This is a genomic window from Mycobacterium dioxanotrophicus (genome assembly GCF_002157835.1).
In the GTDB taxonomy this organism is placed as follows: Bacteria; Actinomycetota; Actinomycetes; order Mycobacteriales; family Mycobacteriaceae; genus Mycobacterium; species Mycobacterium dioxanotrophicus.
Map to the genome: position 1 here is coordinate 4,405,939 of NZ_CP020809.1, position 22,458 is coordinate 4,428,396.

Genomic DNA, 22,458 nt, shown 5'->3' on the forward strand with positions numbered 1-22,458 from the left:
CATCAGAACTGGATACTCGTCACACGCCATTCGTTGTTCGTCTTGGTGGCGGTAACCCACGCGGTGTGCCTGATCTGGTCGATGAGCCGGTTGTCCGACGTTGCGACGGTCTGCGCGACGACGACCACACGGTGCATGAGAGTGTCGGAGTTCGGCGGGGTTTCGTCACCGAGAAAGTACACCTTCGCCGTGATCGCGGCGCCGTCGGCGGCCCACTGTTTCCACTGCGAACCGGGGCCAGGCGCCGACTGCCCGCCTTGGCCGGCAAGGTCGCCGGACATGTACACGGCGGCCCGCTGATAGGCCACGTCCGGCGAGGCGTCTTTGGTCGGATCCCAGGTGAACATCGTGGTGAGTGCGTTGGCAATGACCGTGTTCGGGTTACTGAGGTCAGCGTCCGCGGCAGTGCTGACCGGCACCGGATCCGACCGACACCCCGTGACCGGAGCCATCACTACGATCACCAGACAAACCACCAGGGAGACAAAGGTTCTCATGATAACCGCCGGGCCTTCGACTCCGGATAGAAGTCGGCCACCACGACACCTCGGGCCGGATCCGCATGGATCATCTGGCCGTTGCCTGTCGCGATACCGACATGCGACGGCCGACCGTGCTGATCCCATCCGCTGAAGACGAGATCGCCCGGTTGCACTTGCGCCAGCGGGATTTCGTTTCCGACGCTCCACTGCTCATCGGCGGTGCGGGGCAGCACCTGCTTCCCGCCGGAGCCGTGCGCCACCGCGTAGTAGGTCAGCCCACTGCTGTCGAACCCGTCGTTGGTGGGACCGTCGACACTGCCGCCGCCCCACACCCACTTCTTGCCCTTGAACTGGTTGGCCGCATCGACAGTGGTGGTCGGGCCGCCCGAGATCGACACTGTCTGCGCGGGCAGTCCCCCGAGACCCGGAGTGCCCTCGAATGCCTTGGAGCGCTGCATGATCTTGGCCACATACGGCTGGGTCTGCGTGGTGTAGTCGCCGCCGGAAGGCATTCCCCCGGCCCGCTGCACCGCCCCGAACCCGGCGTTGTACGAGGCCAGCGCCAACGCGACCGGATCCCCGGCGATAGATCCGTTGGCGATTCCCGCGGCGCATTCCCGGTAGTTCTCACACATCAGCGCGCCCTGCGACATCACGGCATCGGGGATGCTGTTCACGTCGGGCGGAGGGCCGCTGTTGTCGTAGTCTTTGCCCCATGTCTGCCATGTGGCAGGCATGAACTGAGCGGGCCCCTGGGCTCCCGTCGACGAGACGGGGGCGCTGGGGCCATAGCGGAATCCGTTCTCCGCCTCCAGTTGCGCGGCGAGGATCGGTGCCTTGATGCCTTCGCATATCGCGCCCGCCTTGACGATCCAGGGCACGAACACCGGCGGCACCAAGCCTGGCTTGAGCACGACACCGGTCTGGCAGTTGGCCGCAGCGGAGGCTTGTTGGCCGGTGGACGGATTCGTCGGGGGTGGAGGACTGTTCAGGATGAACGACGGATCAATGGCGTGCCCATGCGTGAGACGTCCGCCTTCCCAGTACTCGAAATGCAGGTGTGGGCCGGTGGATTGCCCGTTGTTGCCGATATTGGCGATATGCTCGCCTTCCCGAACCGACTGCCCCTGACGCACCAGGACCCCGTCGGGGAACATGTGCCCGTACACGGTTGACACCAGCCCGGTGCGGGTTTGCGAGTCGATCACGATCCATTGCCCGAAGCCGCTGGCCGGGCCGGCTGCGGAGACGGTTCCGTCCATCGCCGCGAAGATGTTGGTCCCGACACTGCCGGCCAGGTCGATCCCCTGGTGCATGCTGTTGCCGCGAGGGCCGAAACCTGATGTCTCGGTATAGGTCCCGTCGGCGACCGGCTTGCCGCTGGCCGCACACGCATCCGCCGCCCACGCCGGGTTCGCCGGCGTGACCAGTACCGCGACGACGCTCACGCACAGCGCGACCAGAACCGCCCGCCTCGGGATCGTGAACAGGCCCGTCATGGTCAATCTTTCGTCGTGTCAACGAGTTCAGCGCAAGCGAGTGCCCGCACTGTGCAGTGTCGCGCCACGATCGGCGGTTCGTCACGACCCGAGCCGCCGGTGTGCCCGTTCGGTCCCTGAGAATTGCCCCACCGGCGCAGGACCATCGCACCGATGGCCGTCGCGGTGTCCACTCGCGGCACGAACAATGAAGGGGCCGTACGCATACCCGGCTCGAGGAGTTGGCATGGGAGAGCGACGCGTCGTCGGCGCCCTCGTTGCGCTGCTGGCTGCGATCATGTTCGTGGTCGGCGGCTGCGGCCTGTCGGGTAGCGGAGACAAACCGACCGGGTCTGATTCCGACGAGCCCGCACCCCCTGAGGCGCAGGACGCGATCGTCAAGGGACTGCAGACGATGTTCACCTGGTATCCGGCCCGCGACGCCTCACCGCGCGACGCCTACGTGCGCGCGCTGCCCTATCTCGGCCAGAAGCTGCAGGACGGCAAAGACAACACCATCGACCGCGGTAACAGCGTGTGGTGGCAGGAGTGGAAGGCCAAGCGCGCCGAAGTCAATGCCACTGCACTGCTGGTGGCGGGCGAACATCCTGCCGATCAACCCGATACGGTCGAACGCTCTGTCCTGGTGACGCAGACCGTCAAAACGCCGGACGGCCAGGTGCTCGAAACCGATCCGATGCTGATCGAGAGCGTCGTCGCCAAAAAGAACCCTCAGGGCTGGCGCGTCGAGACCATCAACTTCTTCAAGACGAACCAGTTCCGCACCCCGGACTGCCCGCAGGGCCAGTCTCATCAACCGGCGCCGGACGGACCGTGCGCGCCGACTCCCCCGCCGCCCATCCAGTGTCCCGACGGCAGCACGGTGCCACCCGATCAGACCTGCCCGACGCCGGTCACGGGGCCCGGCACGACGACAACGAAGACGACGCATCAGTGCCCCGACGGCACCACGATTCCGGCCGATCAGGCCTGCCCGACCACCAACCCCGGCACGACATCGCAGCCACCCAAGGAATGCCCGGACGGCACAACGGTGCCCGCTGATCAAACGTGCCCCACGCCGGTAACCAAGCAATGCCCGGGAGGCACCTCCGTGACCGGCACCCAGACTTGCCCGCCGCCCACCACATGCGGCGATGGCAGCACGGTGTACTCGCCGACCACGTGTCCGTCACCGACCACCTGCGGCAACGGCAGCACCGTCTACGCTCCGACCACTTGCCCGTCACCGACCACCTGCGGCAACGGCAGCACGGTGTATCCGCCCACCACCTGCCCCGCACCGACCACCTGCAGCGACGGCAGCACCGTCTACGCCCCCACCACCTGCCCGCCGCCTCCGGTCAAGTGTGCGGACGGTTCGACAGTGCCCGCCGGCCAGACGTGCGCGCCGGTCAAATGCCCCGACGGTTCGTCGGTACCCAACGGGCAGACCTGCCCGCCGGTGAATTGTCCCAACGGCACCTCGGTGCCCAACGGTCAGACGTGTCCACCGGTGGTTATCGAACGACCGGCAAATGCACCCGGATTCACGTGTTCGCCCGGTGGCGGAATCCTCGGGCCGTCCTGCTCGTGCCCGCAGGGCTGGGATTACGTCGGCAACAACGACGGCTCGAATGGCAAGTGTGTGCCCTCGGGCCCAGGGCCGGTCGTCCACTTCGCACCGACCCTCGGCGGCTGGGGTAAGACCGCCGTCGCACCTGGCCGCGACGTCCGTATGAGGCCGATCATTCAGTCCGATACCGGGCCAGATCCATGCCTGACGGGTGTGCCGATGATGTGCCTTATTCGACCGATGCGGTAGTCAGTCCTGACAGTCGAGGTCGATGGGGCGGTTGAACGGATCGATTGCCGCCGAAAGGGAATCGGCCGCCGAGTGTCGCGCCGCTTCCTCGGTGTCATGGATCGACTGGAGATGTTCCTGCAGTGCGCTCATGCCGCAACCGGTGAAATCGACGCGGTGCGTGGTGGTTCCGTCGTAGGTGTGGAAGCGACGAGCGTGCTCGCGCTCGTGCGGGGTCAGTACATCGCGTAGAAAAGTCCGGACCCTGCGCTGCTGGCATTCGGTCAGCCCGTCAGGCACGTCGGGCATCGTGATCGTCACGTTGGCGTGGTAGGCCACGCTGAACGTTCCGACGGCGTGTACACATGGATCGTCGTCGGGACATTCGGTGCATCCAGTGGCGCGTTTGATCGACTTCGGCACCCATTTCGATATGCCGCCGTTGTAATCGGCGGTGGTATCTCCGTGTAGCGACACACTGGGCCCGCCACCGTGCACGCTCGGACTCTGCCGGTGCGGTTCGGTGAGCAGTCGGCACACCGCGGCGTTGCCGGCCGCGCGCTGCAGATCGGTCAGCAGTCCGGCCCGGGTACGCGCAGGTGTGTGGATGAGAAGCGCCGGCGAAGGCAGCATCCGCCACGGTTGCATATCCGGCCCGGCTGCCGCCGCGCGTGTCGCCCGCTGCCGCCCCACCGCGGTCACCCGTCGATCGCGCCTCATCGGTCCAGTGGACGCTCCCGCCGCCGCCCTGTCCAGATGCCGATGTGGCCCGGCGTGGAAAAAGTTCCGTGTGTGGTCTAGCGCACAGCCACCTTGATGCAATACCATTTTGCAATACAGAACTAGATTTTGCATTGCAGAACGGATACCGGATGCGCAACAACTCTTCGTCACTGCGACGGGCCCTGAACCTGCTCGACCTGGTGGCCGCCACCGCGGGCCGCGACCAGGGCGCCAGCCTCACTGAGCTGGCCGCCGGCATCGAGTCGACGAAGAGCACCGTGCTGCGCCTGCTCGCGCCACTGGTCGAGACCCAACTGGTCCGCCAGGATGCGGACGGCACCTACCGCATCGGCATGGGCATCCTCGGCCTGGCCGGCGCGTACCTCGCCGATCTCGACATCCGGACCGCCGCACAACCCGTGCTGCGCCAATTGGCCGACGCCACCGGCCACGCCGCCCATCTGCTGGTCTACAGCGAAGGTCGGGTGACCTACGTCGACAAGGTCACCGGCAAGTCCCCGATTCAGATGGCATCGCGGATCGGCGACACCGGCACGGCCTACTCGACGGCCAGCGGAAAAGCGATGCTGGCTTACCTCGACGAGGACGAGGTGCGGCGCGTCATCGCGCTCGGCATGCCCGCCAAGACACCGGCGACCATCACCGACGCTCAGCAGCTACGCGACCATCTCGCCATCGTCCGCAAGCAGGGCTACGCCTACGACGACCTGGAGAACGAGGACGGAATCCGTTGCGTCGCAGCGCCGGTGTTCAACCACACCGGCGCGGTCGCGGCGGCCGTCAGCGTATCGGGACCCGCCGAGGCGGTCTGGAACAAGCGCGAGGCCTACACCGACCTGGTCGTCGACGGCGCACGACGCATATCGGCCCAACTCGGCTACCGAGGTGGTGACCGGAGCTCCTGACCGCCGATCACTTCCCCGCCCCTCCACCCCGTACAGAAAGACATCCATGAAGCTCTCACGTTCACTGCGCAAGGTCGTCGCGTTATGCGCTGCCGCAGCAGTCATTCCCGCGGCCGCAGCCTGCACCCCGATGCCGGCAGGCGGTGGCGCGGCAGCCGCCGACTCGACGCTCAAACACGTGCTGGCAGCAGGCACCTTGAAGGTGGCGTCGTGCCTGTCCTTCACGCCGTTCGGCTTCACCAACTCCGACGGCAAGCCCGACGGCTACGACGTCGACATCGCCAACGAGCTGGCCAAGGAGATGGGCGTCAAGCTTGAGGTCGTCGACACCACGTCGTCGAACCGCATCCCCAATCTGCAGACCAACAAGGTGGATGTGGTGTTCTGCAACTTCACCCGCACGCTCGACCGGGCCAAGGAGATCTCCTTCACCAATCCCTACGTGGTGGCCACCGAGGGCCTGCTGGTGCGGACCGGCAGCGGCGTCAACTCCCTGGAAGACATGAAGGGCCGCACCATCGCCGTGGTCAAAGGCAGCACCAACGCCGACGTCCTGCGGGAGCGGGGTATCGATGTCAATGTCGCCGAGTTCGACAGCTCGCAGGCCGCGGTGCTGGCCGTCAAGCAGGGCCAGGCCGACGCGATGGTGGAGGACTCCAACTTCCTGCAATACCAGGCCAAGCTCAACCCGGGCCTGACCGTGGTCACCAGCAAGCTCGTTCCCTTGGAGTACAACGCCTTTGGCGTCAAACAGGGCGATCAGGTGTGGATCGACTACCTCAACCTGTTCCTGTTCGAGCTGAACACCTCGGGTAAGAACCTGGAACTCTACCGCAAGTGGTTCGGCGCCGACCCACGCTTCCCGCTGCAGCCGGCATTCTGAGAACGGCGGTCAGAGAACAATGTTCGAATATCAATGGCGGACGGTGTTGGCCTTCTGGCCCGACTATCTGCACGCCGCGGTGCTCGCCTTGGAGATCACCATCGCCGGTTTCGTCTTGGCGTTCGTGATCGCCGCGGTGGCAGCTCTGGCCCGTAACTCCACGTCGAGGCTGCTGCGGTTCGTGGCGACCTGCTACGTCGAGGCGATCCGTAACACCCCGGTACTGCTACAGATCTTCATCGTCTACTTCGCGATGCCGAGCTTCGGCATCCGGCTCTCGGCAGTGACGGCAGGCACCATCGCGCTGGGCATCAACGTGGGCGCCTACCTGACCGAGGTGCTGCGTGCCGGCATGTCCTCGGTGGGCAAGGGACAGCTGGAAGCCGCGCAGATCCTGGGGTTGTCGACGCCGACGGTACTACTGAACATCGTTGCCCCACAAGCACTCCGCAACGTGTACCCCGCGCTGGTGAACAACCTCATCCAGGTGCTGCTTGGCACGTCACTGCTGTCGACCATCGCCGTGCCCGAGATCACCGGCGTCGCGACCGTCGTCAACGCCCGCACCTTGCTGTTCGTGCAGGTGTTCGGGATCGCGGTGGCGCTGTATCTGGTGCTGAGCTACGGGCTTTCAGCGGTGGCGACGTTGATCGAGCGGCTGGGCTTCAAGGCTCCCGCGCCCAGTGGTGCGCGTAAACGGCGCGCGATGCGGCTGATCGGAGCACGGCCATGAACTTAGGACTGATCTGGCACAGCCTGCCGTTCCTGTGGTCGGGCTTCCTCATCACGCTGGCCCTCGCGGCGGTGTCCATCGCGGGCTCGACGCTACTGGGCCTGGCCGTGGCGGCGGTACGCACGTCGCGTCTGCCCGTGCTGCCGATCGTCGCACGCGCCTATGTCGAGATCTTCCGCGGCTCACCGATCCCCATCACGCTGCTGTTCGTATACTTCGGGGCCGCACTGTATCTCGGCTACAGCGTCAACCTGTTCGTCGCCGCCGCGGTGGGACTGAGCGTGTACCACAGCGCCTTCGTGGCCGAGATCATCCGCTCCGGCATCGAGGCCGTACCCGTCGGCCAGCACGAGGCCGCCCAGATCCTCGGACTGAAACCGGCCCAGACGTTCCGGTGGGTGGTCCTGCCGCAGACCGTCAAGATCGTGCTGCCGCCCATGGTCGGCCAGTACATTTCGCTGATCAAGGACACGTCCATCGCGTCCATCATCGGGCTGGCCGAAATGATGAAAGTCGGCCAGTCCATCGTCGACCGCACCAGCGATCCGGTGTCGATCTACCTCGCGGTCGCCGTCTTCTACTTCATCGTGTGCTACCCGCTGTCGGTGTGGGTCACCCGGACCCAACGAAAGGCCATCTAGTCATGACAACCTCGACGCTGACCGACGACAAGATCGGCCGCAACATCCAGCTATCCGGTGTCACCAAGAGTTTCGGTGATCTGCAGGTGCTGCGCGACATCACCCTCGACGTGGCCGACGGCGAGGTCGTCGTCCTCATCGGTGCATCAGGGTCGGGCAAGAGCACACTGCTGCGCATCATGAGCGGCCTGGAAACGGCGACCACCGGCGAGGTCGTGGTCGGTGGAGTACCCATGCACGACCCCAAACGTGCTCCGGAGATCCGCGGACACGTCGGCATGGTGTTCCAGCAGTTCAACCTGTTCCCCCACCTCGACGCGCTCGGCAACGTCACGCTGGCTTTGCGCAAGGTGTACAAAATGTCCAAAGAGCAGGCCACCACCAAGGGCATGGAAGTGCTGGCCCGGGTCGGCATGGACGAACGCGCACACCACTATCCGAGCCAGCTCTCCGGCGGCCAGCAGCAACGCGTGGCGATCGCCCGCGCGCTTGCCGTCAATCCGCGCATCATCTTCTTCGACGAAGCCACCTCGGCACTCGACCCCGAGCTGGTCGGCGAGGTCACCAACGTCATGCGCAGCCTGGCCGCCGACGGCATGACCATGGTGGTCGTGACCCACGAGATGGGCTTCGCCCGACGCACCGCCGACCGCGTGGTCTTCATGGCAGACGGGGTCATCGCCGAACAGGGAGCACCCGAAGAACTCTTCGGAAACCCTCAACACCCCAGGACGGTTCAGTTCCTCAGCAAGATCGCCGAGGCCTGAGTGCGCGTCGCCGCGTCGCCGCGTCGGCGCGTCGAGATTGACGTGAGGGCTGTGATTTTCGCTCGACAACGACCCTGGCGTCAATCTCGACGATGGACTCAGACCGTGGCATTGACGCGGCCCACCGATATGCGACATCCATCGCCGAAATCGACACCAGGGCTGTGAATTCGCCGCCACAACAGCCCTGGCGTCAATCTCGGCGATGACTCGGGGTGAGTCGAGGTGACAACAGCTGACGATCGATCAATGTGGCTCTGGGCTTGGAACGACAGTGTATGAACCCCGGAGTTCCTGCAACGATTGGCGAGTCGTGGGGAATCTGCCCTCGTACAACTCACCCCACTGAACAATCGCCAGCCTCAGATCACTGTTCTGGAGCCGTTCGCGCAGAGCAATCAAGCGCCCGACACATCCAGGACATGGGCTGTGTGACAGATGGATCTCGATGGTCCGGATCCGACTTGACCAGCCAGGATCCTTGGCGAGCATTTGTGTCACTTGAGCGAGGAGTCGCGCCTCGGCATGAGTACCAGGAGACTCGTCTCCGGTGGCACGAGTGACAAACTCTGCCCGTTGTTCACTGCGATGCGTCGCAGCTTGTGCCCCAAGGACATAGCCGCCGACCTGCCCCGTCAACGCATTCTCCAGATCCATCGCGTGTGCAGGTCGAGAGTCGCGGCCCTTCGTTCGCCCTTCCCGAGAAGGATCAGTACCAACTGGTGCACCGTCCGGGCCAACGGGATATGGAAGTTGGCCAGGAACGACGGTTCCGCCCACATCCCGGGGTCCTTCCGAGGCAACGAGGAATGAGGCGACACACCGGACCGACCCAGTGGCCGACTTGGGCTTATCACTGCCGGGTGCGGTGTAACCGGGTACCTTGCCCGCGAGCTTCATTTGCTGCTTGTGAACGCTGTCGAATATCGGTGCCAGTGCGAGGCCTAGCTTGTACTGAGCCTTGTCGAGCTTGTCCTTCGGCGCGCCGTTCGCGATCAATGCTTGCAGCTTCGCGACCCAGCCGCGTGCATTGGGGACGCGGTTACGCAGCAAGTCGTTCCTCGCGCGCGCATCGGGCTCTGTCGACTGCGAAAACTCCTCTATCTGCGGGACAAAGTGATCGAGCAGCACCGACGCTTCCGTGGGATTCGACGCGACCATGACACGGTGCTGGCCAGTCTCCTCGATGTACACACGGTGCGCTTCACCCGCGCCGCGGAATCCAAATGCTCCGGGAATTGCCAAGGCGACTGCCTTCACCTTGGCTTTACCAGCGTCAACCTTCCCTTTGACCCACGCCTTGCCCGCTGCGACTTTGGCCTTGACCTTGCTGCCAATACCTTTGAGCCCGCGAATGATCGGCGCGGCGAGTTTGAGTCCGGTCTTGATGACGAAATCGATGGCCTTGTTGACGGGCTTCTGCAGGGTGGCGATGATCTCGCGGATCTTCTCGCCGATGCCGCCGATACCGATGGCACTGGCCAGGAAGCCGATGAGGATCGGCACCATCTGCCCGAGGACGTCCTCGATCTTGGCGACCACGCCGCCGATGTTGCCGCGGACGATGTCGACAGCCGAGTCGATCACCGTGTTGACGAACTTGAGGATTCGTTCGGCGTTGTCGACGAAGAACATGATGATGTCGTAGATCAGCTTGCAGGCCTTGATGAATGCCGCGGCCGGGTTCAGCAGCCCGATCAGCCAGGTGATGCCGGCCGTGATGATCCGGGTGACGACGAAGTCTTTGACCTTCTCGAGGATCATCTCCTTGATGTCGCCGAGCTTGTCCATCAGCATCTGCCAGAGCCCCGCCAGACCGGTCGACGCGATGGTCCGGAAGATCTCGACGCCCTTCTCGATCGCGGCCATCGCCGGCTCGCCGATCTGCTTGACCAGGCGGTTGCGAATGTTGGTCCAGGTCAAGCCGAACAACGACAAGAGCAGTTTGATGATGCCCTGCAGATCGAACTTTTCGGGCAGCTCGATGCCGCCCTCGGCGAGAGCACCGAACAACCACGTCATCAATCCCTTGCGCAGGTGCTCCAGGATGTTGTCCTTGAAGCGCATGATGCCGCCTTTGACCCCGTCGATCAGGTTGCCGAGGAATCGCACCGGATGCTTGACGATGTCGCCGACCACACTGGCGACCCGCGCGAGGGTGTTCATCAGCATCGACGTGAGTTTTCGGATCGTCTCGATGACGGCCTTGATCGCGCCGATGGCCTTGTCCACCAAGCCCTTGTTCTCGGCCTGCAACTCCTCGATCCGGTCGTCGAGACCCTTGCGCGCTTCGACGTACTTGGTGGCCAGCGTGTCGACCAGGGCCTCCTGCTTGGAGTTGACGTCGCTCTCCAGTTGCTCGAACTTGTCTTTGATCTCCTTGGACGCCTCGGCGCCCACCTTCTGCAGGTTGGCAGGCAAACTCTTGACGTAGGAGGCGATCTCGGTACGGCCCGCTGCGATGCGCTTCTTGGCCGCGGTCAGGTCGTTGCCGACGATGTCGGCCACCCGGGAGATCACCGTGTCCATCTGCTTGAGATACAGTTCGCGGCCCGCCTCGTAGAACCGGTTGACCGCGTCTGGCATACCCAGCAATTTGTCCTTGGCCCAACGCAATCCGCCGAGCCAGCCGCTGTAACGGTCCGCCTTGTAGGCTGCCATCTTGGCTGCGACGAACGTCTCGAACGACTTGCGGGCGCTCGCCTCCCCGTCCTCGAACGCCTTCTCCACCTTGGGATCGATGCCGTCGAGGATCTTTTTCACGTCGGCTTCGGTCGCCGCGAAGATGGCTTGCACCTTGGCCGTGACCTCAGCCCGTTTGGCCTCGTCTTTGGATTTGGTCTTGCCCTTGTCTGCGACGAGGTGGGCCAGTGCCGCCGCCTTGGAACCTTGCATGCCGGTGATCCCGGCGGTGGTCGCCGCGGCGGCTTCGGTCTTCGACTGGTCGATGGTGTCTGCTTCGTGCTTGCGGTATTCGGCAGGCGCGGTGTCGGCGTGGGCCGCGGCTTCTTTCTTGTCGGCCAACGCCTGCTGGAATTGGGCCTCATTGGACTCGGCGAGCTGCTTTTCGTCTACGTCGGCATTGGCCATCTCCTGATTGGCCTGCTGCTTGCCTGCTTCGAGGTTGAGTTGCTCCGGCGGCGCGGGCTTCGGCACTGCGCCGGCCGCGGGGACCGCCGGGGCCGGCGCCTGTTCCTCGGGCCCCATCGGCGTCACCGGTTTCGCGACGGCCTTGGAGGTATCCGGCGGTGCGTCCGTCGCCGCCTCGATGTCCTTGGCCTCACCCTCCTTGCCCTGGGTCACCATCCCCTTGATCTCGTCCTTGACCTCGCCGGCCTTACCCGACTCCGCATACGAGTCAGCTTCTTTGAGGGTTTTCGGGGACTTGGCCTCGATCGCGGCCTTGACGGCGGCGATGAACGCTTTCTTGTCGAACGTCCCGGCCTGCTGGGCGTCCATCGTGTCGACCTTGGCCGCCTTGGCTTGCCCTGCGATGTCGTCGGACGGCGCCACGGCCGCGTCCTGAGCCTCTTTGGCTTTCGACCCGGCGGCGGGATGGGAGCGCTTGTCGTGAGCCACCGCCCGGACACCGCCGGTGACAGCGCCGAACGCCGGGTCCTGGGCAGGCTTCACGCCCGGGGGCACCACCGGGGGCTGCAGCAGTTGATCGGCACTCAACGCGGCGGGGCCGGTCGCGGCAGCACTGACCGGTGCCGCCGGTGCGGCCGCCCGGCCACCGGCGCCTCCCACACCTGCGCGCTTGAGCGGTGAGGCCGCGGCCTTGCCGAGTGCGCTCTTTGCCGGCACCGGTTTGGGCGGCGGCACAGGCTTTTTCGGCGCGACCGACCCGGGCCCGAAGCCGGTGGTCGTCACCGCCAATGCCGATGCAGGTGGCTTCGGCCCCTCCAACTCGACGGGCACACCGACGGCCTGCGCGGCCTTCAAGCCCTTCTCGACCGTGTCGACGGCGGGCTCGTCGCGGCGCATCTCCCCCAGCGCGGTTTCGATCTCTTCCTTGCCGGGCGCTCTGAGCTTTCCCAGCAGCAGGGCGTTGACCGCGGCATTGCCTGCCGCCCGCTGCAGCGCAGCGAGCCCCGTCACCCCCGGCTGCGGTCGCGGCCGCCGCGTCTGCGCCCGCCCCGCCACCAGCGCGTCATTGACCTCTCGCGCGGCCCGCGCCGGCTCGCTCATGGTGCCCCCGGTGGATTGCTCTCAGGCCGACTCTTCTTCGGCCTGCTCTTCCTCGCGCTGCACGAAGGTCTGCGCTGTCTCCTCCTCTTCCGGAGCCTCCTCGCGCTGCGCGACCGCCCCCTCGGCCACACGTTGCACGCCTGCAGGTGCCGCTGCGGCGGGTGCCGGGCCGGCCATCACGTGATCAGCGTTGGCGACCGCCTCACGCTCGAACCGGTCCGACGGATGGCTGACCTTCACCCCGCCTCCGGCGTCGGTACCGTCGACCGGACCACTGCGCTGCTGCACCACATGCGTGAGCTCGTGAGCGATCATGTGCTTGCCGGCGTCGGAACCCGGATCGTATCTGCCGCTGTCGAAGACGATGTTCGATCCGACCGTATAGGCCTGCGCATTCACTGATTTGGCCGACGCATGTGCAGCGGCATCATTGTGCACGCGAACATCACCGAAATCGTGTCCGAACCGGCCTTCCATGTCGGCGCGCAGTTCGGCAGGAAGTGGTGTGCCTGCCGAGGACACGACATCGTGGACAGGTGAGCGGTCCTCGTCCATCAGCGCGGCCGTACCGGAATTGCCGGCCGCACGCTGCACTCCAAGGACCCCGGCCGGACCGGCCACGTCGAGCCGGCCCGACAAGGCCGCTCGCATCGCGACCACCGATTCTGGGTCCTCGAGTCGAGAAGCCTTCGGGCGCAACTCTGATACACGTTCGTGCTCGCTGTCGTGGGTACGCATGCCGCCTCGCCTCCTGAAGGTATGAGGCAACGATCCAGCGCTGCCCGGCACGGCGGAAGACGCGAAAGCGTGTCCGTTCGGACAGCGCCACATGCCCGAACGGGCGGTCGACGGCAGTATCCGATGCTCGCGTGAGGGTCGCCTGCCGTCACGGAACACTGCCGAGACCTCATGTCGGCCGATGCCGGCACCCGCTCATTGCGGAGCGCGCGATTCAGGTTGTCGGGCAGGCGATTCCGCTTGGTCACTGCCGCGATGGTGGGCCGACGCGACTCGCAGACAGGGCGTGCCTCAAAGTGCACGAACCGTTGCCCGCACGACAGTCCCGGTGCGCCTCGCGGCACCGCGCCAACACGAGCACGATCATGGCCAGCCCATCAGACCATCGAGGAGGCGCAATGCCGACGTATCTGTCGCCGGGAGTCTATGTCGAGGAAACCGACTCCGGCTCAAGGCCAATCGAAGGAGTGGGCACCGCCGTGGCGGCGTTCATCGGCCTTGCCGAGAAAGGCCCGTTCAACAAGCCCACACTGATCAGCAACTGGACGCAATACCGCAAGACCTTCGGCGGGGCGATCGACGGAGCTTGCCTGGCCGAATCGGTGGCCGCTTACTTCCAGAACGGCGGCGGCAACTCCTACGTGGTCCGCATCGGCGACGGTGAGGGCGAAAACGGTTCTGCCGGTGCACAACAGCAACTGGTCGCCGGGCCCCAAGGTGTGCTGGCCAATTACCGGGTGGTGGCGCTGGACCCGAGTACGCCACCCGACCGGTTACGCCTCGAGGTCGCAGCGTTCCACAGCGACGGCGAGGAGCAGCCCGGCGGCGTCAAGCTGATCGTGCGGCGGGACGGCCAGACCGTCGAGGAGTTCCCCAATGTCACCACTGCCCGGGGGAAGAACAACGTCGCTACCGTCGTCAACGCGGCCTCGCAGACGATCAAGCTGGAACAGATCTCCGGGAAACCGACCGAGGACCTGCAGGCCGGCATGCAGATCGCGCTCGCTGCACCGGCTGAGCTCGCCACGACAACAGCACCGGAACGACTCACCACCGACGACTACGTGGGAAACGTCGACGAACGCAGCGGTGTCGCCGGTTTGGAGACCATCGACGAGATCACCATGGTCTGCATGCCCGACCTGCTGACGGCATATCAGCGCGGCGCCATCGACATCGACACGGTGCAGTCGGTGCAGCAGGCGATGATCACGCACTGCGAGCTGATGGGCGACCGGATGGCGATCCTGGATCCGCCGCCGGGATTCAGCGCCCAGCAGATCAAGGAGTGGCGCGTCGACAAGGCCCGCTACGACTCCAAGTACGCGACCCTGTACTGGCCGTGGGTCACCACCGGGGGCGGCAAGTACCTGCCGCCGTCGGGATTCGTGGCGGGCATCTGGGGCCGCAACGACGACACTCGCGGCGTGCACAAGGCGCCGGCCAACGAAATCGTCCGTGGTGCAATCGATGTGGAGACATTGATCACCCGGCGCGAACACGATCTGCTCAATCCCGTGGGCATCAACTGCATCCGGGCGTTCCCCGGCCGCGGCATCAGGGTGTGGGGTGCCCGCACCCTGTCCTCTGACCCCGCCTGGCGCTACATCAACATCCGGCGGCTGTTCAACTACCTGGAGGAGTCGATCCTCACCAGCACCGACTGGGTGGTGTTCGAGCCCAACGACTACTCGCTGTGGGCCAAGCTGCGCCGCACCATCAGCGCGTTCCTGGTCAACGAATGGCGCAAGGGAGCACTGTTCGGCCTGACTCCCGACGAGGCCTTCTACGTCAAGTGCGACAGCGAGACCAATCCCGCCGAGGGTATCGATGCCGGTGAAGTGGTCTGCGAAATCGGGGTTGCCCCAGTCAAACCCGCGGAGTTCGTGATCTTCCGCCTCTCGCAGTACTCCGGCGGCACCAGCCTCGTCGCCGAATAGCCCACCTGACACGAGGAGACAACCATGGCACTGCAGGACGACGACAGCTCGGTAGGCCACTCATTCGGACTCGAATTCGACGGGATCCAGATCAAGGCCATCACCGAGGTGACCGGCTTGAAGATGGAGCAGGACGTCATCGAGTACAAGTCGAACGTGGCCAAGGACGGCAAGTACAACATCAAGAAGCTGCCCGGCCGGTGGAAGGCCGGTGAGTGCACGCTGACGCGCCCGTTGACCAAGGACGGCAGCTTCGACAAATGGGTGAAGGATTCCCAACTGGGCAAGATGAAGGATGCCCGCAAGGGCGGTTCCATCATCGTCTTCGATTACGAGGGTGAAGAGGTCAAGCGTTACAACCTCACCGCGGCGTGGCCCAAGAGCCTGGAACTCAGCTCGATGAAGGCCGGCGACACCAGTGTCATGACGGAGAAACTGGTGCTGACGTACGAGAAGTGCGAACCCGCCTGATGCGGAGAGGAAATGTGCACGGCAGTTCTGCCCTGGCCGATGGGCCAGGGCAGAAGCCTTCCGATGAGCCGGTGCGCGAATTGCGCACCGAGTTCCCGTTCGTCCTGCCGCGCGGCTACGTCGACGCCTCGGGCACCGTGCACCGCGACGGGGTGATGCGGCTGGCGACGGCGCGTGACGAACTGGTGTCCCAGCGCGACGACCGGGTACGGGAAAGCCCGAATTATCTGGCGGTGGTATTGATCGGCCGGGTGGTGACCCGCATCGGTGACATCGAGGACGTCCACGGCGGGATCATCGAGAACCTGTTCGCCTCGGATCTGGCGTTTCTCCAGGACCTCTACCGACGGGTGAACCAGGACGGACACACCCACGCGCGGGTCACCTGCCCGCATTGCAACAACGATTTCGCTGTCGATGTTGCCGGGAGCCGCCTGGGGGAATCGTGACCTGCGGAGCCGACGTCCTCTATCAGGAGACGGCTTTCCTCGCCTATCACCTGCATTGGCCGCTCGACGACGTTCTCGACCTGGAGCACGGGGACCGGCGTCGGTTCGTGCAGCTCACCCGAAACCTGTCCGCACAGAACTAGCTGGAGGCCCGAGATGCCGAAGTGGTGGCCCTGGGGACGACACCAGGAGCCGGTTGCGCCGGCCGCACCGGCGGCCCGCCCGGAGCCGGTGTGGCAGCGCCTTGCTGCCGTCACACCCACCACCGGCGACATCGAACCGACAGCACACCTCAACGGTTTTACCGCGACGTTGACCACCTCACAGAACCCCGCATTCACCCGACCGGTGCAGCTACTGGCGGTCAACGAGCACCATCGACTGCCGGTGTTGGACACCGGGCCCGCACAGCCGGCGCCACCGCCCGCGACACCCGCAGCCGCGCCGCAGTCCCGGAGTTGGGCGCCCCGGCTGCCGAGTGTGCAACGGGCCCTTGTCGGCACTCCCGTGCAGCGGGACGTCGCGCAGGACGAACCCGCTGCCGCATCGCTACCGGTGATCGAGGCCGGCGCAGAGCCCGAGTCTGCGCGCGCCATGGTGCAGGCCAGCGATCCCGACGAACGCCGGCCGCTCGACACGGTGACGGACGAGGTGGCGCTGGCGCCCAGCGCACTACCTATGCCGTCACCAGCCACGAGTGACCCAGTCACCGGGGCGTCGAGTGCTGTCGAGCACCCGGCACCGACCCCACCGGCGGTGCAGCGGCTGGCCACCGACACATCCCCATTACCGGCTGTCGTGCAACGGGCTCCGGAAGCCGCGGTGTCTCAACCGGTCTCGTCGAGCACCGCCACGTCCGGGATATCCGACATTCCTGCCGTGCAGGTGTCCGAGGCGTACCGCGCCCGGCACACCGAAATCGCGACGCCACCGTTGCGACACCTGCACACCGTCCAGCGCACCGACGCTGCCGCACCGACCATCCCGATGCTTGTACCGCTTCCCGTGGTGACATCCACGCCGAACAAGCCGGTCACCCGCCCCGAACACGACGCGCCGAAACCCCAACCCGTGACGGCGATCCAGCGGACACCCGATACCGACCAGCCCATCGCGGATGTCGCCGACGACAGCGAGCCACCGGCGCCGGCCGTCAACTTACCCGTGGTCGACGAGCGCGACGGCGACGCACCGACGCCCGCTCAGAATGCGGTTGCCACTGCCACGCCATCCGTGATTGCCCAGCTCCCATCGCACGCACCGGCCGCCGTGCAACGCCTCATGCCGCAGCCGAGTCCGAGCTCGATGCCGCGGCCCGCGCCGTCGGTTCCTTCGTCTCCGTCGATTTCTCCCACTCCCATCAAGCAGCGGTCGACGCCTGCGCCGGCACTGCGCACCGAATCACAGGCGACACCCAGCCCGGACACCACCACCACGGCGGTCGAGCCCGCCGATCTGCCCGTGGTCACGGCCCAGCCTGTCATGGACGAATCCGCGCCGACGACCGAGCATTACGAAGCGCCTGTGGCGCAACGATCATCGACGGTGGCGTTCACCGCAGCCGAAACCCACCCAGAACCCGTGTCTCGGGTGCAACCCGTTTCTGTTGTCGCCGCGCCGCAACTGCGACCCGCGACCGTGATGCGCACCGTCGGCGACGCACCCCGTGCCGCGTCGAACCTGGCAACGCCGGTCACCGGCGCCGCTGGACCCGCGGCCACACCGGACGCAATACCCGCGCCCGATTCTCCGGTCGCCCAACGGATCAGCCTGCCGGTGGCGCACACCGCACCTGCGCCGCCGACACGCAGACCCGAACCGTCCACACCACCCCTCGTGCAGCGGTCCACCGGGTCCGGCCGGCGGCTCGTGGTGCTGCCCCCGGTACGCAGCACGGATGACCATGGCTCGTCTCCCGGCGTGGCCGCGCATCCGCCCGACGGAGCCGAGGTGTTCAGCAGTCCGCGCCCCGTCGGCCTGCAGCGCATGTTCGAGGCCGGAACCCCGCGCGTAAGCCCTCCGCTTCAGGCATCCGTCGCCGCCGTCGAGTCACCCGCGGCCGCACCCACATCTGAACGTCGGAGCTCGATGGACACAGCACAATCCACGGTGCACGCACACGAGTACGACGAGGCCACCAACACCATCACCTTCGGCTCACCGGGATTGCCGAGTATCCAGCGAGCGCCCGACGGGCCCGCCCCTGCCGCAGAGACCGCTGCTCCGGTTGCCGCGGCACCGGCTGTGACTTCTGTGCCGGCTGGATCGGGTTCCGGCGCCCCGGCAGCGGCGGGCACCGACGTCGACGAGCTGGTCAACCGGGTGTACGACGCGCTGGCCGCGCGGCTGCGTGCCGAGCTGTGGCTGGATCGGGAGCGGGCGGGCACCCTCATGGATTTAGGCCGGTAAGGAAGAGACACAACGATGAGCACGCCACAACTGCCCCCTGAGGACGCCGACGAGGTGTTCGTCGGCGTGTGTTTCGCCGTCAAGTTCGACAAGACCGATATCGGGAAGTTCAGCAGCTGTGAGGGTTTCGGCTTGGAAGTGGTGATGGAGCAGCGCGAGGAAGGTGGCAACAATGGCTTGGTCTGGCAGCTGCCGACCCGTATGAAGTACAGCAACATCAAACTGACCCGACCGGTGGGACCAGACAGCGCCAAGCTGACAAAGTGGATTGTCAAGGCGCTCAACGGTTTGACGCCCACCACCGGGGAGATCAAGGCGATGGACGCCGCCGGGAATCCGGTGATGACCTGGCAGTTGGAGGGTGTCGTCCCGGTCCGGTGGACCGGTCCCAGCCTGAACCTCGACTCCCCCAAGGTGTTCACCGAGACATTGGAGATCGCCCACCACGGCTTCACCCCCGAGAAGGGTTCGCCCAATGGCTAACACCGCAGTAGCGCTCAAGGCCCCGCCGCCGGACAAGACCGGCGACAGCACGCCCGACACCTGGTCGCAGCCGCAGTACGCGTTCTTGGAGCTGTGGGAGCCCAAGCACGTCAAGGGCGGCAAGCCCGAACTGGGGTCGCTGAAGGACAAGCTCACCTTCCAGTTCAATCCGAAAGAGGTGTCGATCACCAAATCCGCCAAGTGGGAACGTAAACCGACCAAGGAGAAGAAGGCCGGTCCACCGGAGTACTCGGGAGCCGAGCCGTGCAAGCTCAGCCTCGAGTTGTACTTCGATGCCACCGCCAAGGACGGGGTCGACGTGGTGGCCTCGGTGGACAAGCTCTTCGGCTGCTGTGTGCCGTGCAAGGAGGTGAAGAAGGGCGAACAGGCCATGCCGTTTCTGGTGGTGTTCAACTGGGGCCAGGTCAAGAGTTTCGCGGCTTACATCAGCCAGGTGCAGGCCAAGTACACCCGGTTCGCCGCCAACGGCATCCCGATCAGAGCGGTCTGCACGGTCAACCTGGAAGAGATCGACGTCACGCCGGATCCCAAGCAGAATCCGACATCAGGATCGCTGTCGGCCGACGACGTCCACACCGTGGTCAGCGGGGACTCGCTGGCCCTGGTCGCCTACCGGGAGTACGGTGACCCGCAACTGTGGCGACCGTTGGCCCGTTACAACAGAATTGACGATCCCATGCGAGTTCCCACCGGCACCCGGCTCAAGCTACCCAGGCTCGAAGCCTTGACAGCGGCGGTGGGCTGATCGAGATGGCCACTGCAGCAAGCTTTCTCATCGACGTCGACGGCACGCCGCTACCCGACGACATCAGCCCGCTGCTCACCTCCGCCTACGTCGACTCCAGCCTGCGGCTGCCGGACGCGTTCATGCTGCGCTTCCGCGATCCCAACCGGATCGTCATCGAGAAGGCCAAGGTCACGATTGGCGCCAAGGTGAAGATCACTGTCGGCAGCACCCAGACCGACACGCCCGAGAAGCTGATCGAGGGTGAGGTGACCGCATTGGAGGCTGAGGTCGGAGGCCCCGGTTCGTTCACCATCATTCGCGGGTACGACCCGGCGCACCGACTGTTCCGCGGCAGGCACACCCAGTCCTACACGCAGACGACGGCATCGGACGCCGTCACCCAGGTCGCTCAACGCGCCAAGATCCCGGCCGGCCAGATCGAGCCCAGCAAAACCGTTTTCGACCACCTCGGCCAGTTCGGTCAGTCCGACTGGGAGTTCCTCGACGGGATGGCCAGACGCATCGGCTACGAGCTCACGGTCCGCGACAACAAGTTGAGCTTTCACCCACGCCAGGACGCCAACACCGCGCCGTCCGACGATGCCCAGAAGACCGACCCGCTGGTGCTGCGCCTCGGCACCGATCTGCTGCGATTCCGGTCGGTGATCACCGCGGCCGAACAGGTCACCGAGGTCGAGGTGCGGGGCTGGGATGTGGCGCAGAAGCGCAAGATCGTCAGCACGTCGCCGGCGGCGACCAAGAGCGTGGACCTGCCGACGGTCAAACCCGCCGATATGGCCAAGCCCTTCGGGGACCCGCGGTATGTGGCCTCCGACACCGCCTACCGGACGCAGTCCGAAGCTGACACTGCTGCTGCGGCGCTCACCGAGCAGATCAGCAGCTCGTTCGCCGAGATCGACGCCGTGGCACGGGGAAACCCGAAGCTGCGGGCCAATGTCGGGATCACCGTCGACAACGCGGGCAAGCCGTTCGACGGCAAGTACACCATCACCGCGGCGCGGCACCGCTACGATCCGGCCAACGGCGGTTACACCACCGCGTTCTCGGTGACGGGACGCCAGGAACGCAGCCTGTACGGTCTGACCGCGGGCGGCGGGCGATCCGCAGCCGGGGCAGGAGTCGTGATCGCACAGGTCAGCGACGCGAACGATCCGACGCATCAGGGGCGGGTGAAGCTGACATTCCCGTGGCTGTCCGACGACTATGTCAGCGACTGGGCGCGCACGGTACAGCCGGGAGCCGGAAAAAACCGGGGCGCCATGATGATCCCCGAGGTCGGCGACGAGGTGCTGGTGGCCTTCGAGCAGCAGGACCCCCAGCGGCCCTATGTGCTGGGCGGACTGTACAACGGTGTGGACACCGCAAATGCCAAGGGCGCCACCCTCATCGACACAGGGTCCGGAGCAGTCAACCGACGATCGATCATCTCCCGCAACGGCCACCGCATCGACCTGCTCGACGAGAACGGCAAGACCGAAGGCGTCACGGCCGAAACGGGCGACGGAAAGCTCAAGCTGACACTGGATTCCGTCGGAACCCGCATCACCGTGCACAGCGACGGCACAGTGCTCATCGAGGGCCGCAAGGGCATCGTCGTCGACGCCGGCAACAGCGACCTCGAGCTGAAAGGCAAGAAGATCTCCGTCACCGCCACCAACGGCGTCTCGCTGTCCGGCGGTTCGGGTGCGGTCAACGTGGAAACCCAGACCGCTCTTTCGTTGCAGGGCGCCACCATCAAGGTTGCGGCGAAAGCTACCAGCGAATTCAAGTCCGGCGGGCCCAACATCATCACCGGCACTCCCGTCAAGATCAACTGAGAGGGGCCAGATCATGCCTCCTGCGGCACGTGTCGGGGATATGACCGGTCACCCCGGTGCCATCGGTCCCCCCGGCGTACCCACCGTGTTGATCGGCGGAAGCGCGGCGGCGACGGTCGGAACTCCGCACGTGTGCGCGTTTCCCGGTGTGGTGCCTCATCCGCCGAATGTCATAGCCGGGCCGGGATGCCCAACCGTGCTCATCGGCGGGATGCCCGCCGCGCGGGTCGGCGACATGACCGCCTGTGGCGCTCCCATTGTCGGACCGGGTTGCCCGACCGTGTTGATCGGAGGGTGAGCAGATGACCAATGAATTCATCGGGGCCGGCTGGAACTTCCCGATACAGGTCGACCCCACCGACTCGATTGCCCTCGCCACCGACGTCCGAGACATCGAACAGGCCATCGAGATCATCATCCGCACCGCACCGGGCGAGCGGCCCATGCGGCCTGAATTCGGCTGCCGCATCCAGGATCACCTGTTCTCACCGATGAATGACGCGACGCTGGCGGCGATCGCCAACGATGTCCGTCGTGCGCTCGAGCGGTGGGAGCCTCGCATCGATGTGCAGGACGTGCGGGTGCTGTTCAACCGTCACGATCTCGGCATGGCCCACATCGACGTGGGGTACCGGATCCGAGGGTACAACGACGAACGCAACCTGGTCTTCCCGTTCTACGTGATCCCCGATGAGCCAGGCGCACCGGAGCCGACCGAACTGTCCCCGATGTACCTGCGGAATGAGGTCTGAGG

21 protein-coding genes are annotated in these 22,458 nt (G+C 65.5%); 16 read left to right on the forward strand and 5 right to left on the reverse strand.

Annotation, left to right across the window (positions count from 1 at the left end; genetic code table 11):
- Positions 1 to 2: 2 nt before the first annotated feature.
- Both BTO20_RS21485 and BTO20_RS21490 read right to left on the reverse strand, forming a co-directional pair.
- A complete protein-coding gene (locus tag BTO20_RS21485; RefSeq protein ID WP_157680303.1) occupies positions 3 to 497 on the reverse strand; it encodes a hypothetical protein in 495 nt (164 codons plus the stop codon).
- Positions 494 to 1,981 (reverse strand): peptidoglycan DD-metalloendopeptidase family protein, encoded by a 1,488-nt coding sequence (locus tag BTO20_RS21490; protein WP_087078183.1) that lies wholly within the window; start codon positions 1,979 to 1,981, stop codon positions 494 to 496. Before BTO20_RS21490 ends, BTO20_RS21485 begins: the two co-directional genes overlap by 4 nt.
- A gap of 226 nt (positions 1,982 to 2,207) precedes the next feature.
- Here BTO20_RS21490 and BTO20_RS21495 point away from each other — a divergent pair, with 226 nt between their 5' ends.
- Entirely contained in the window at positions 2,208 to 3,785 is a 1,578-nt protein-coding gene (locus BTO20_RS21495; protein ID WP_087078184.1) for a hypothetical protein, read from the forward strand.
- On the opposite strand, the gene BTO20_RS21500 is transcribed toward BTO20_RS21495, so the two are convergent.
- Positions 3,786 to 4,484, reverse strand: a complete 699-nt coding sequence (locus BTO20_RS21500; protein WP_157680304.1) for a hypothetical protein — start codon at positions 4,482 to 4,484, stop codon at positions 3,786 to 3,788. It abuts the gene before it with no gap.
- 152 nt (positions 4,485 to 4,636) lie between these two features.
- Here BTO20_RS21500 and BTO20_RS21505 point away from each other — a divergent pair, with 152 nt between their 5' ends.
- From BTO20_RS21505 to BTO20_RS21525, 5 genes are read left to right on the forward strand one after another with little or no spacing between them, the layout of a single operon-like run.
- On the forward strand, positions 4,637 to 5,413 hold the full coding sequence (locus BTO20_RS21505; RefSeq protein WP_087078186.1) for an IclR family transcriptional regulator: 777 nt from the start codon (positions 4,637 to 4,639) through the stop codon (positions 5,411 to 5,413).
- A gap of 46 nt (positions 5,414 to 5,459) precedes the next feature.
- The gene (locus BTO20_RS21510) at positions 5,460 to 6,296 is read left to right on the forward strand and encodes an ABC transporter substrate-binding protein (RefSeq protein WP_064949453.1); all 837 of its coding nucleotides are present in this window, start codon (positions 5,460 to 5,462) and stop codon (positions 6,294 to 6,296) included.
- Positions 6,297 to 6,315: 19 nt separating this feature from the next.
- Positions 6,316 to 7,029 (forward strand): amino acid ABC transporter permease, encoded by a 714-nt coding sequence (locus BTO20_RS21515; protein WP_087078187.1) that lies wholly within the window; start codon positions 6,316 to 6,318, stop codon positions 7,027 to 7,029.
- Entirely contained in the window at positions 7,026 to 7,670 is a 645-nt protein-coding gene (locus BTO20_RS21520; protein ID WP_087078188.1) for an amino acid ABC transporter permease, read from the forward strand. The genes BTO20_RS21515 and BTO20_RS21520 overlap by 4 nt, the downstream gene beginning before the upstream one ends.
- 2 nt (positions 7,671 to 7,672) lie before the next feature.
- Positions 7,673 to 8,437 carry an amino acid ABC transporter ATP-binding protein gene (locus tag BTO20_RS21525; RefSeq protein ID WP_087078189.1) on the forward strand — a complete coding sequence of 255 codons (765 nt, stop codon included), beginning with the start codon at positions 7,673 to 7,675 and terminating at the stop codon, positions 8,435 to 8,437.
- A 246-nt stretch (positions 8,438 to 8,683) separates the two neighbouring features.
- Here the strand turns inward: BTO20_RS21525 and BTO20_RS21530 are convergent, their stop codons facing one another.
- Both BTO20_RS21530 and BTO20_RS21535 read right to left on the reverse strand, forming a co-directional pair.
- Positions 8,684 to 12,628 carry a hypothetical protein gene (locus BTO20_RS21530; protein WP_232490813.1) on the reverse strand — a complete coding sequence of 1,315 codons (3,945 nt, stop codon included), beginning with the start codon at positions 12,626 to 12,628 and terminating at the stop codon, positions 8,684 to 8,686.
- 21 nt (positions 12,629 to 12,649) lie between these two features.
- Positions 12,650 to 13,366: an eCIS core domain-containing protein gene (locus BTO20_RS21535; RefSeq protein WP_087078190.1), complete on the reverse strand. Its 717-nt coding sequence runs from the start codon at positions 13,364 to 13,366 to the stop codon at positions 12,650 to 12,652.
- A 398-nt stretch (positions 13,367 to 13,764) separates the two neighbouring features.
- Here BTO20_RS21535 and BTO20_RS21540 point away from each other — a divergent pair, with 398 nt between their 5' ends.
- Genes BTO20_RS21540 through BTO20_RS21585 form a run of 10 tightly spaced genes read left to right on the forward strand, consistent with a single transcriptional unit; the run spans position 13,765 to position 22,456 of the window.
- Positions 13,765 to 15,306, forward strand: coding sequence for a phage tail sheath family protein (locus tag BTO20_RS21540; RefSeq protein WP_087078191.1), 1,542 nt, complete (start codon positions 13,765 to 13,767; stop codon positions 15,304 to 15,306).
- 24 nt (positions 15,307 to 15,330) lie between these two features.
- Positions 15,331 to 15,777, forward strand: a complete 447-nt coding sequence (locus tag BTO20_RS21545) for a phage tail protein (RefSeq protein ID WP_029370186.1) — start codon at positions 15,331 to 15,333, stop codon at positions 15,775 to 15,777.
- 14 nt (positions 15,778 to 15,791) lie between these two features.
- Positions 15,792 to 16,226: a hypothetical protein gene (locus BTO20_RS21550; RefSeq protein WP_232490814.1), complete on the forward strand. Its 435-nt coding sequence runs from the start codon at positions 15,792 to 15,794 to the stop codon at positions 16,224 to 16,226.
- Positions 16,223 to 16,369, forward strand: coding sequence for a DUF6760 family protein (locus BTO20_RS39945; protein ID WP_087078192.1), 147 nt, complete (start codon positions 16,223 to 16,225; stop codon positions 16,367 to 16,369). The genes BTO20_RS21550 and BTO20_RS39945 overlap by 4 nt, the downstream gene beginning before the upstream one ends.
- A gap of 13 nt (positions 16,370 to 16,382) precedes the next feature.
- Positions 16,383 to 18,635 (forward strand): hypothetical protein, encoded by a 2,253-nt coding sequence (locus tag BTO20_RS21560; protein WP_087078193.1) that lies wholly within the window; start codon positions 16,383 to 16,385, stop codon positions 18,633 to 18,635.
- A 15-nt stretch (positions 18,636 to 18,650) separates the two neighbouring features.
- A complete protein-coding gene (locus BTO20_RS21565; RefSeq protein ID WP_087078194.1) occupies positions 18,651 to 19,118 on the forward strand; it encodes a phage tail protein in 468 nt (155 codons plus the stop codon).
- Positions 19,111 to 19,884, forward strand: coding sequence for a CIS tube protein (locus BTO20_RS21570; protein ID WP_087078195.1), 774 nt, complete (start codon positions 19,111 to 19,113; stop codon positions 19,882 to 19,884). Before BTO20_RS21565 ends, BTO20_RS21570 begins: the two co-directional genes overlap by 8 nt.
- A 5-nt stretch (positions 19,885 to 19,889) precedes the next feature.
- Positions 19,890 to 21,704 (forward strand): VgrG-related protein, encoded by a 1,815-nt coding sequence (locus BTO20_RS21575; protein WP_087078196.1) that lies wholly within the window; start codon positions 19,890 to 19,892, stop codon positions 21,702 to 21,704.
- A gap of 40 nt (positions 21,705 to 21,744) precedes the next feature.
- The gene (locus tag BTO20_RS21580; protein ID WP_232491255.1) at positions 21,745 to 22,002 is read left to right on the forward strand and encodes a PAAR domain-containing protein; all 258 of its coding nucleotides are present in this window, start codon (positions 21,745 to 21,747) and stop codon (positions 22,000 to 22,002) included.
- 4 nt (positions 22,003 to 22,006) lie between these two features.
- Positions 22,007 to 22,456 carry a GPW/gp25 family protein gene (locus BTO20_RS21585; RefSeq protein WP_087078198.1) on the forward strand — a complete coding sequence of 150 codons (450 nt, stop codon included), beginning with the start codon at positions 22,007 to 22,009 and terminating at the stop codon, positions 22,454 to 22,456.
- Positions 22,457 to 22,458: the final 2 nt, after the last annotated feature.

What these genes read in the sequence shown, in the direction of transcription:
- BTO20_RS21505 (WP_087078186.1), top strand. Translation starts at nt 4,637, where the DNA reads ATGCGCAACAACTCTTCGTCACTGCGACGGGCCCTGAACCTGCTCGAC.
- BTO20_RS21530 (WP_232490813.1), bottom strand. Translation starts at nt 12,628, where the DNA reads ATGAGCGAGCCGGCGCGGGCCGCGCGAGAGGTCAATGACGCGCTGGTG.
- BTO20_RS21535 (WP_087078190.1), bottom strand. Translation starts at nt 13,366, where the DNA reads ATGCGTACCCACGACAGCGAGCACGAACGTGTATCAGAGTTGCGCCCG.
- BTO20_RS21570 (WP_087078195.1), top strand. Translation starts at nt 19,111, where the DNA reads ATGGCTAACACCGCAGTAGCGCTCAAGGCCCCGCCGCCGGACAAGACC.
- BTO20_RS21520 (WP_087078188.1), top strand. Translation starts at nt 7,026, where the DNA reads ATGAACTTAGGACTGATCTGGCACAGCCTGCCGTTCCTGTGGTCGGGC.
- BTO20_RS21490 (WP_087078183.1), bottom strand. Translation starts at nt 1,981, where the DNA reads ATGACGGGCCTGTTCACGATCCCGAGGCGGGCGGTTCTGGTCGCGCTG.
- BTO20_RS21540 (WP_087078191.1), top strand. Translation starts at nt 13,765, where the DNA reads ATGCCGACGTATCTGTCGCCGGGAGTCTATGTCGAGGAAACCGACTCC.
- BTO20_RS21515 (WP_087078187.1), top strand. Translation starts at nt 6,316, where the DNA reads ATGTTCGAATATCAATGGCGGACGGTGTTGGCCTTCTGGCCCGACTAT.
- BTO20_RS21525 (WP_087078189.1), top strand. Translation starts at nt 7,673, where the DNA reads ATGACAACCTCGACGCTGACCGACGACAAGATCGGCCGCAACATCCAG.
- BTO20_RS21545 (WP_029370186.1), top strand. Translation starts at nt 15,331, where the DNA reads ATGGCACTGCAGGACGACGACAGCTCGGTAGGCCACTCATTCGGACTC.
- BTO20_RS21580 (WP_232491255.1), top strand. Translation starts at nt 21,745, where the DNA reads ATGACCGGTCACCCCGGTGCCATCGGTCCCCCCGGCGTACCCACCGTG.
- BTO20_RS21585 (WP_087078198.1), top strand. Translation starts at nt 22,007, where the DNA reads ATGACCAATGAATTCATCGGGGCCGGCTGGAACTTCCCGATACAGGTC.
- BTO20_RS21510 (WP_064949453.1), top strand. Translation starts at nt 5,460, where the DNA reads ATGAAGCTCTCACGTTCACTGCGCAAGGTCGTCGCGTTATGCGCTGCC.
- BTO20_RS21495 (WP_087078184.1), top strand. Translation starts at nt 2,208, where the DNA reads ATGGGAGAGCGACGCGTCGTCGGCGCCCTCGTTGCGCTGCTGGCTGCG.
- BTO20_RS21575 (WP_087078196.1), top strand. Translation starts at nt 19,890, where the DNA reads ATGGCCACTGCAGCAAGCTTTCTCATCGACGTCGACGGCACGCCGCTA.
- BTO20_RS21565 (WP_087078194.1), top strand. Translation starts at nt 18,651, where the DNA reads ATGAGCACGCCACAACTGCCCCCTGAGGACGCCGACGAGGTGTTCGTC.
- BTO20_RS21485 (WP_157680303.1), bottom strand. Translation starts at nt 497, where the DNA reads ATGAGAACCTTTGTCTCCCTGGTGGTTTGTCTGGTGATCGTAGTGATG.
- BTO20_RS21560 (WP_087078193.1), top strand. Translation starts at nt 16,383, where the DNA reads ATGCCGAAGTGGTGGCCCTGGGGACGACACCAGGAGCCGGTTGCGCCG.
- BTO20_RS21500 (WP_157680304.1), bottom strand. Translation starts at nt 4,484, where the DNA reads ATGAGGCGCGATCGACGGGTGACCGCGGTGGGGCGGCAGCGGGCGACA.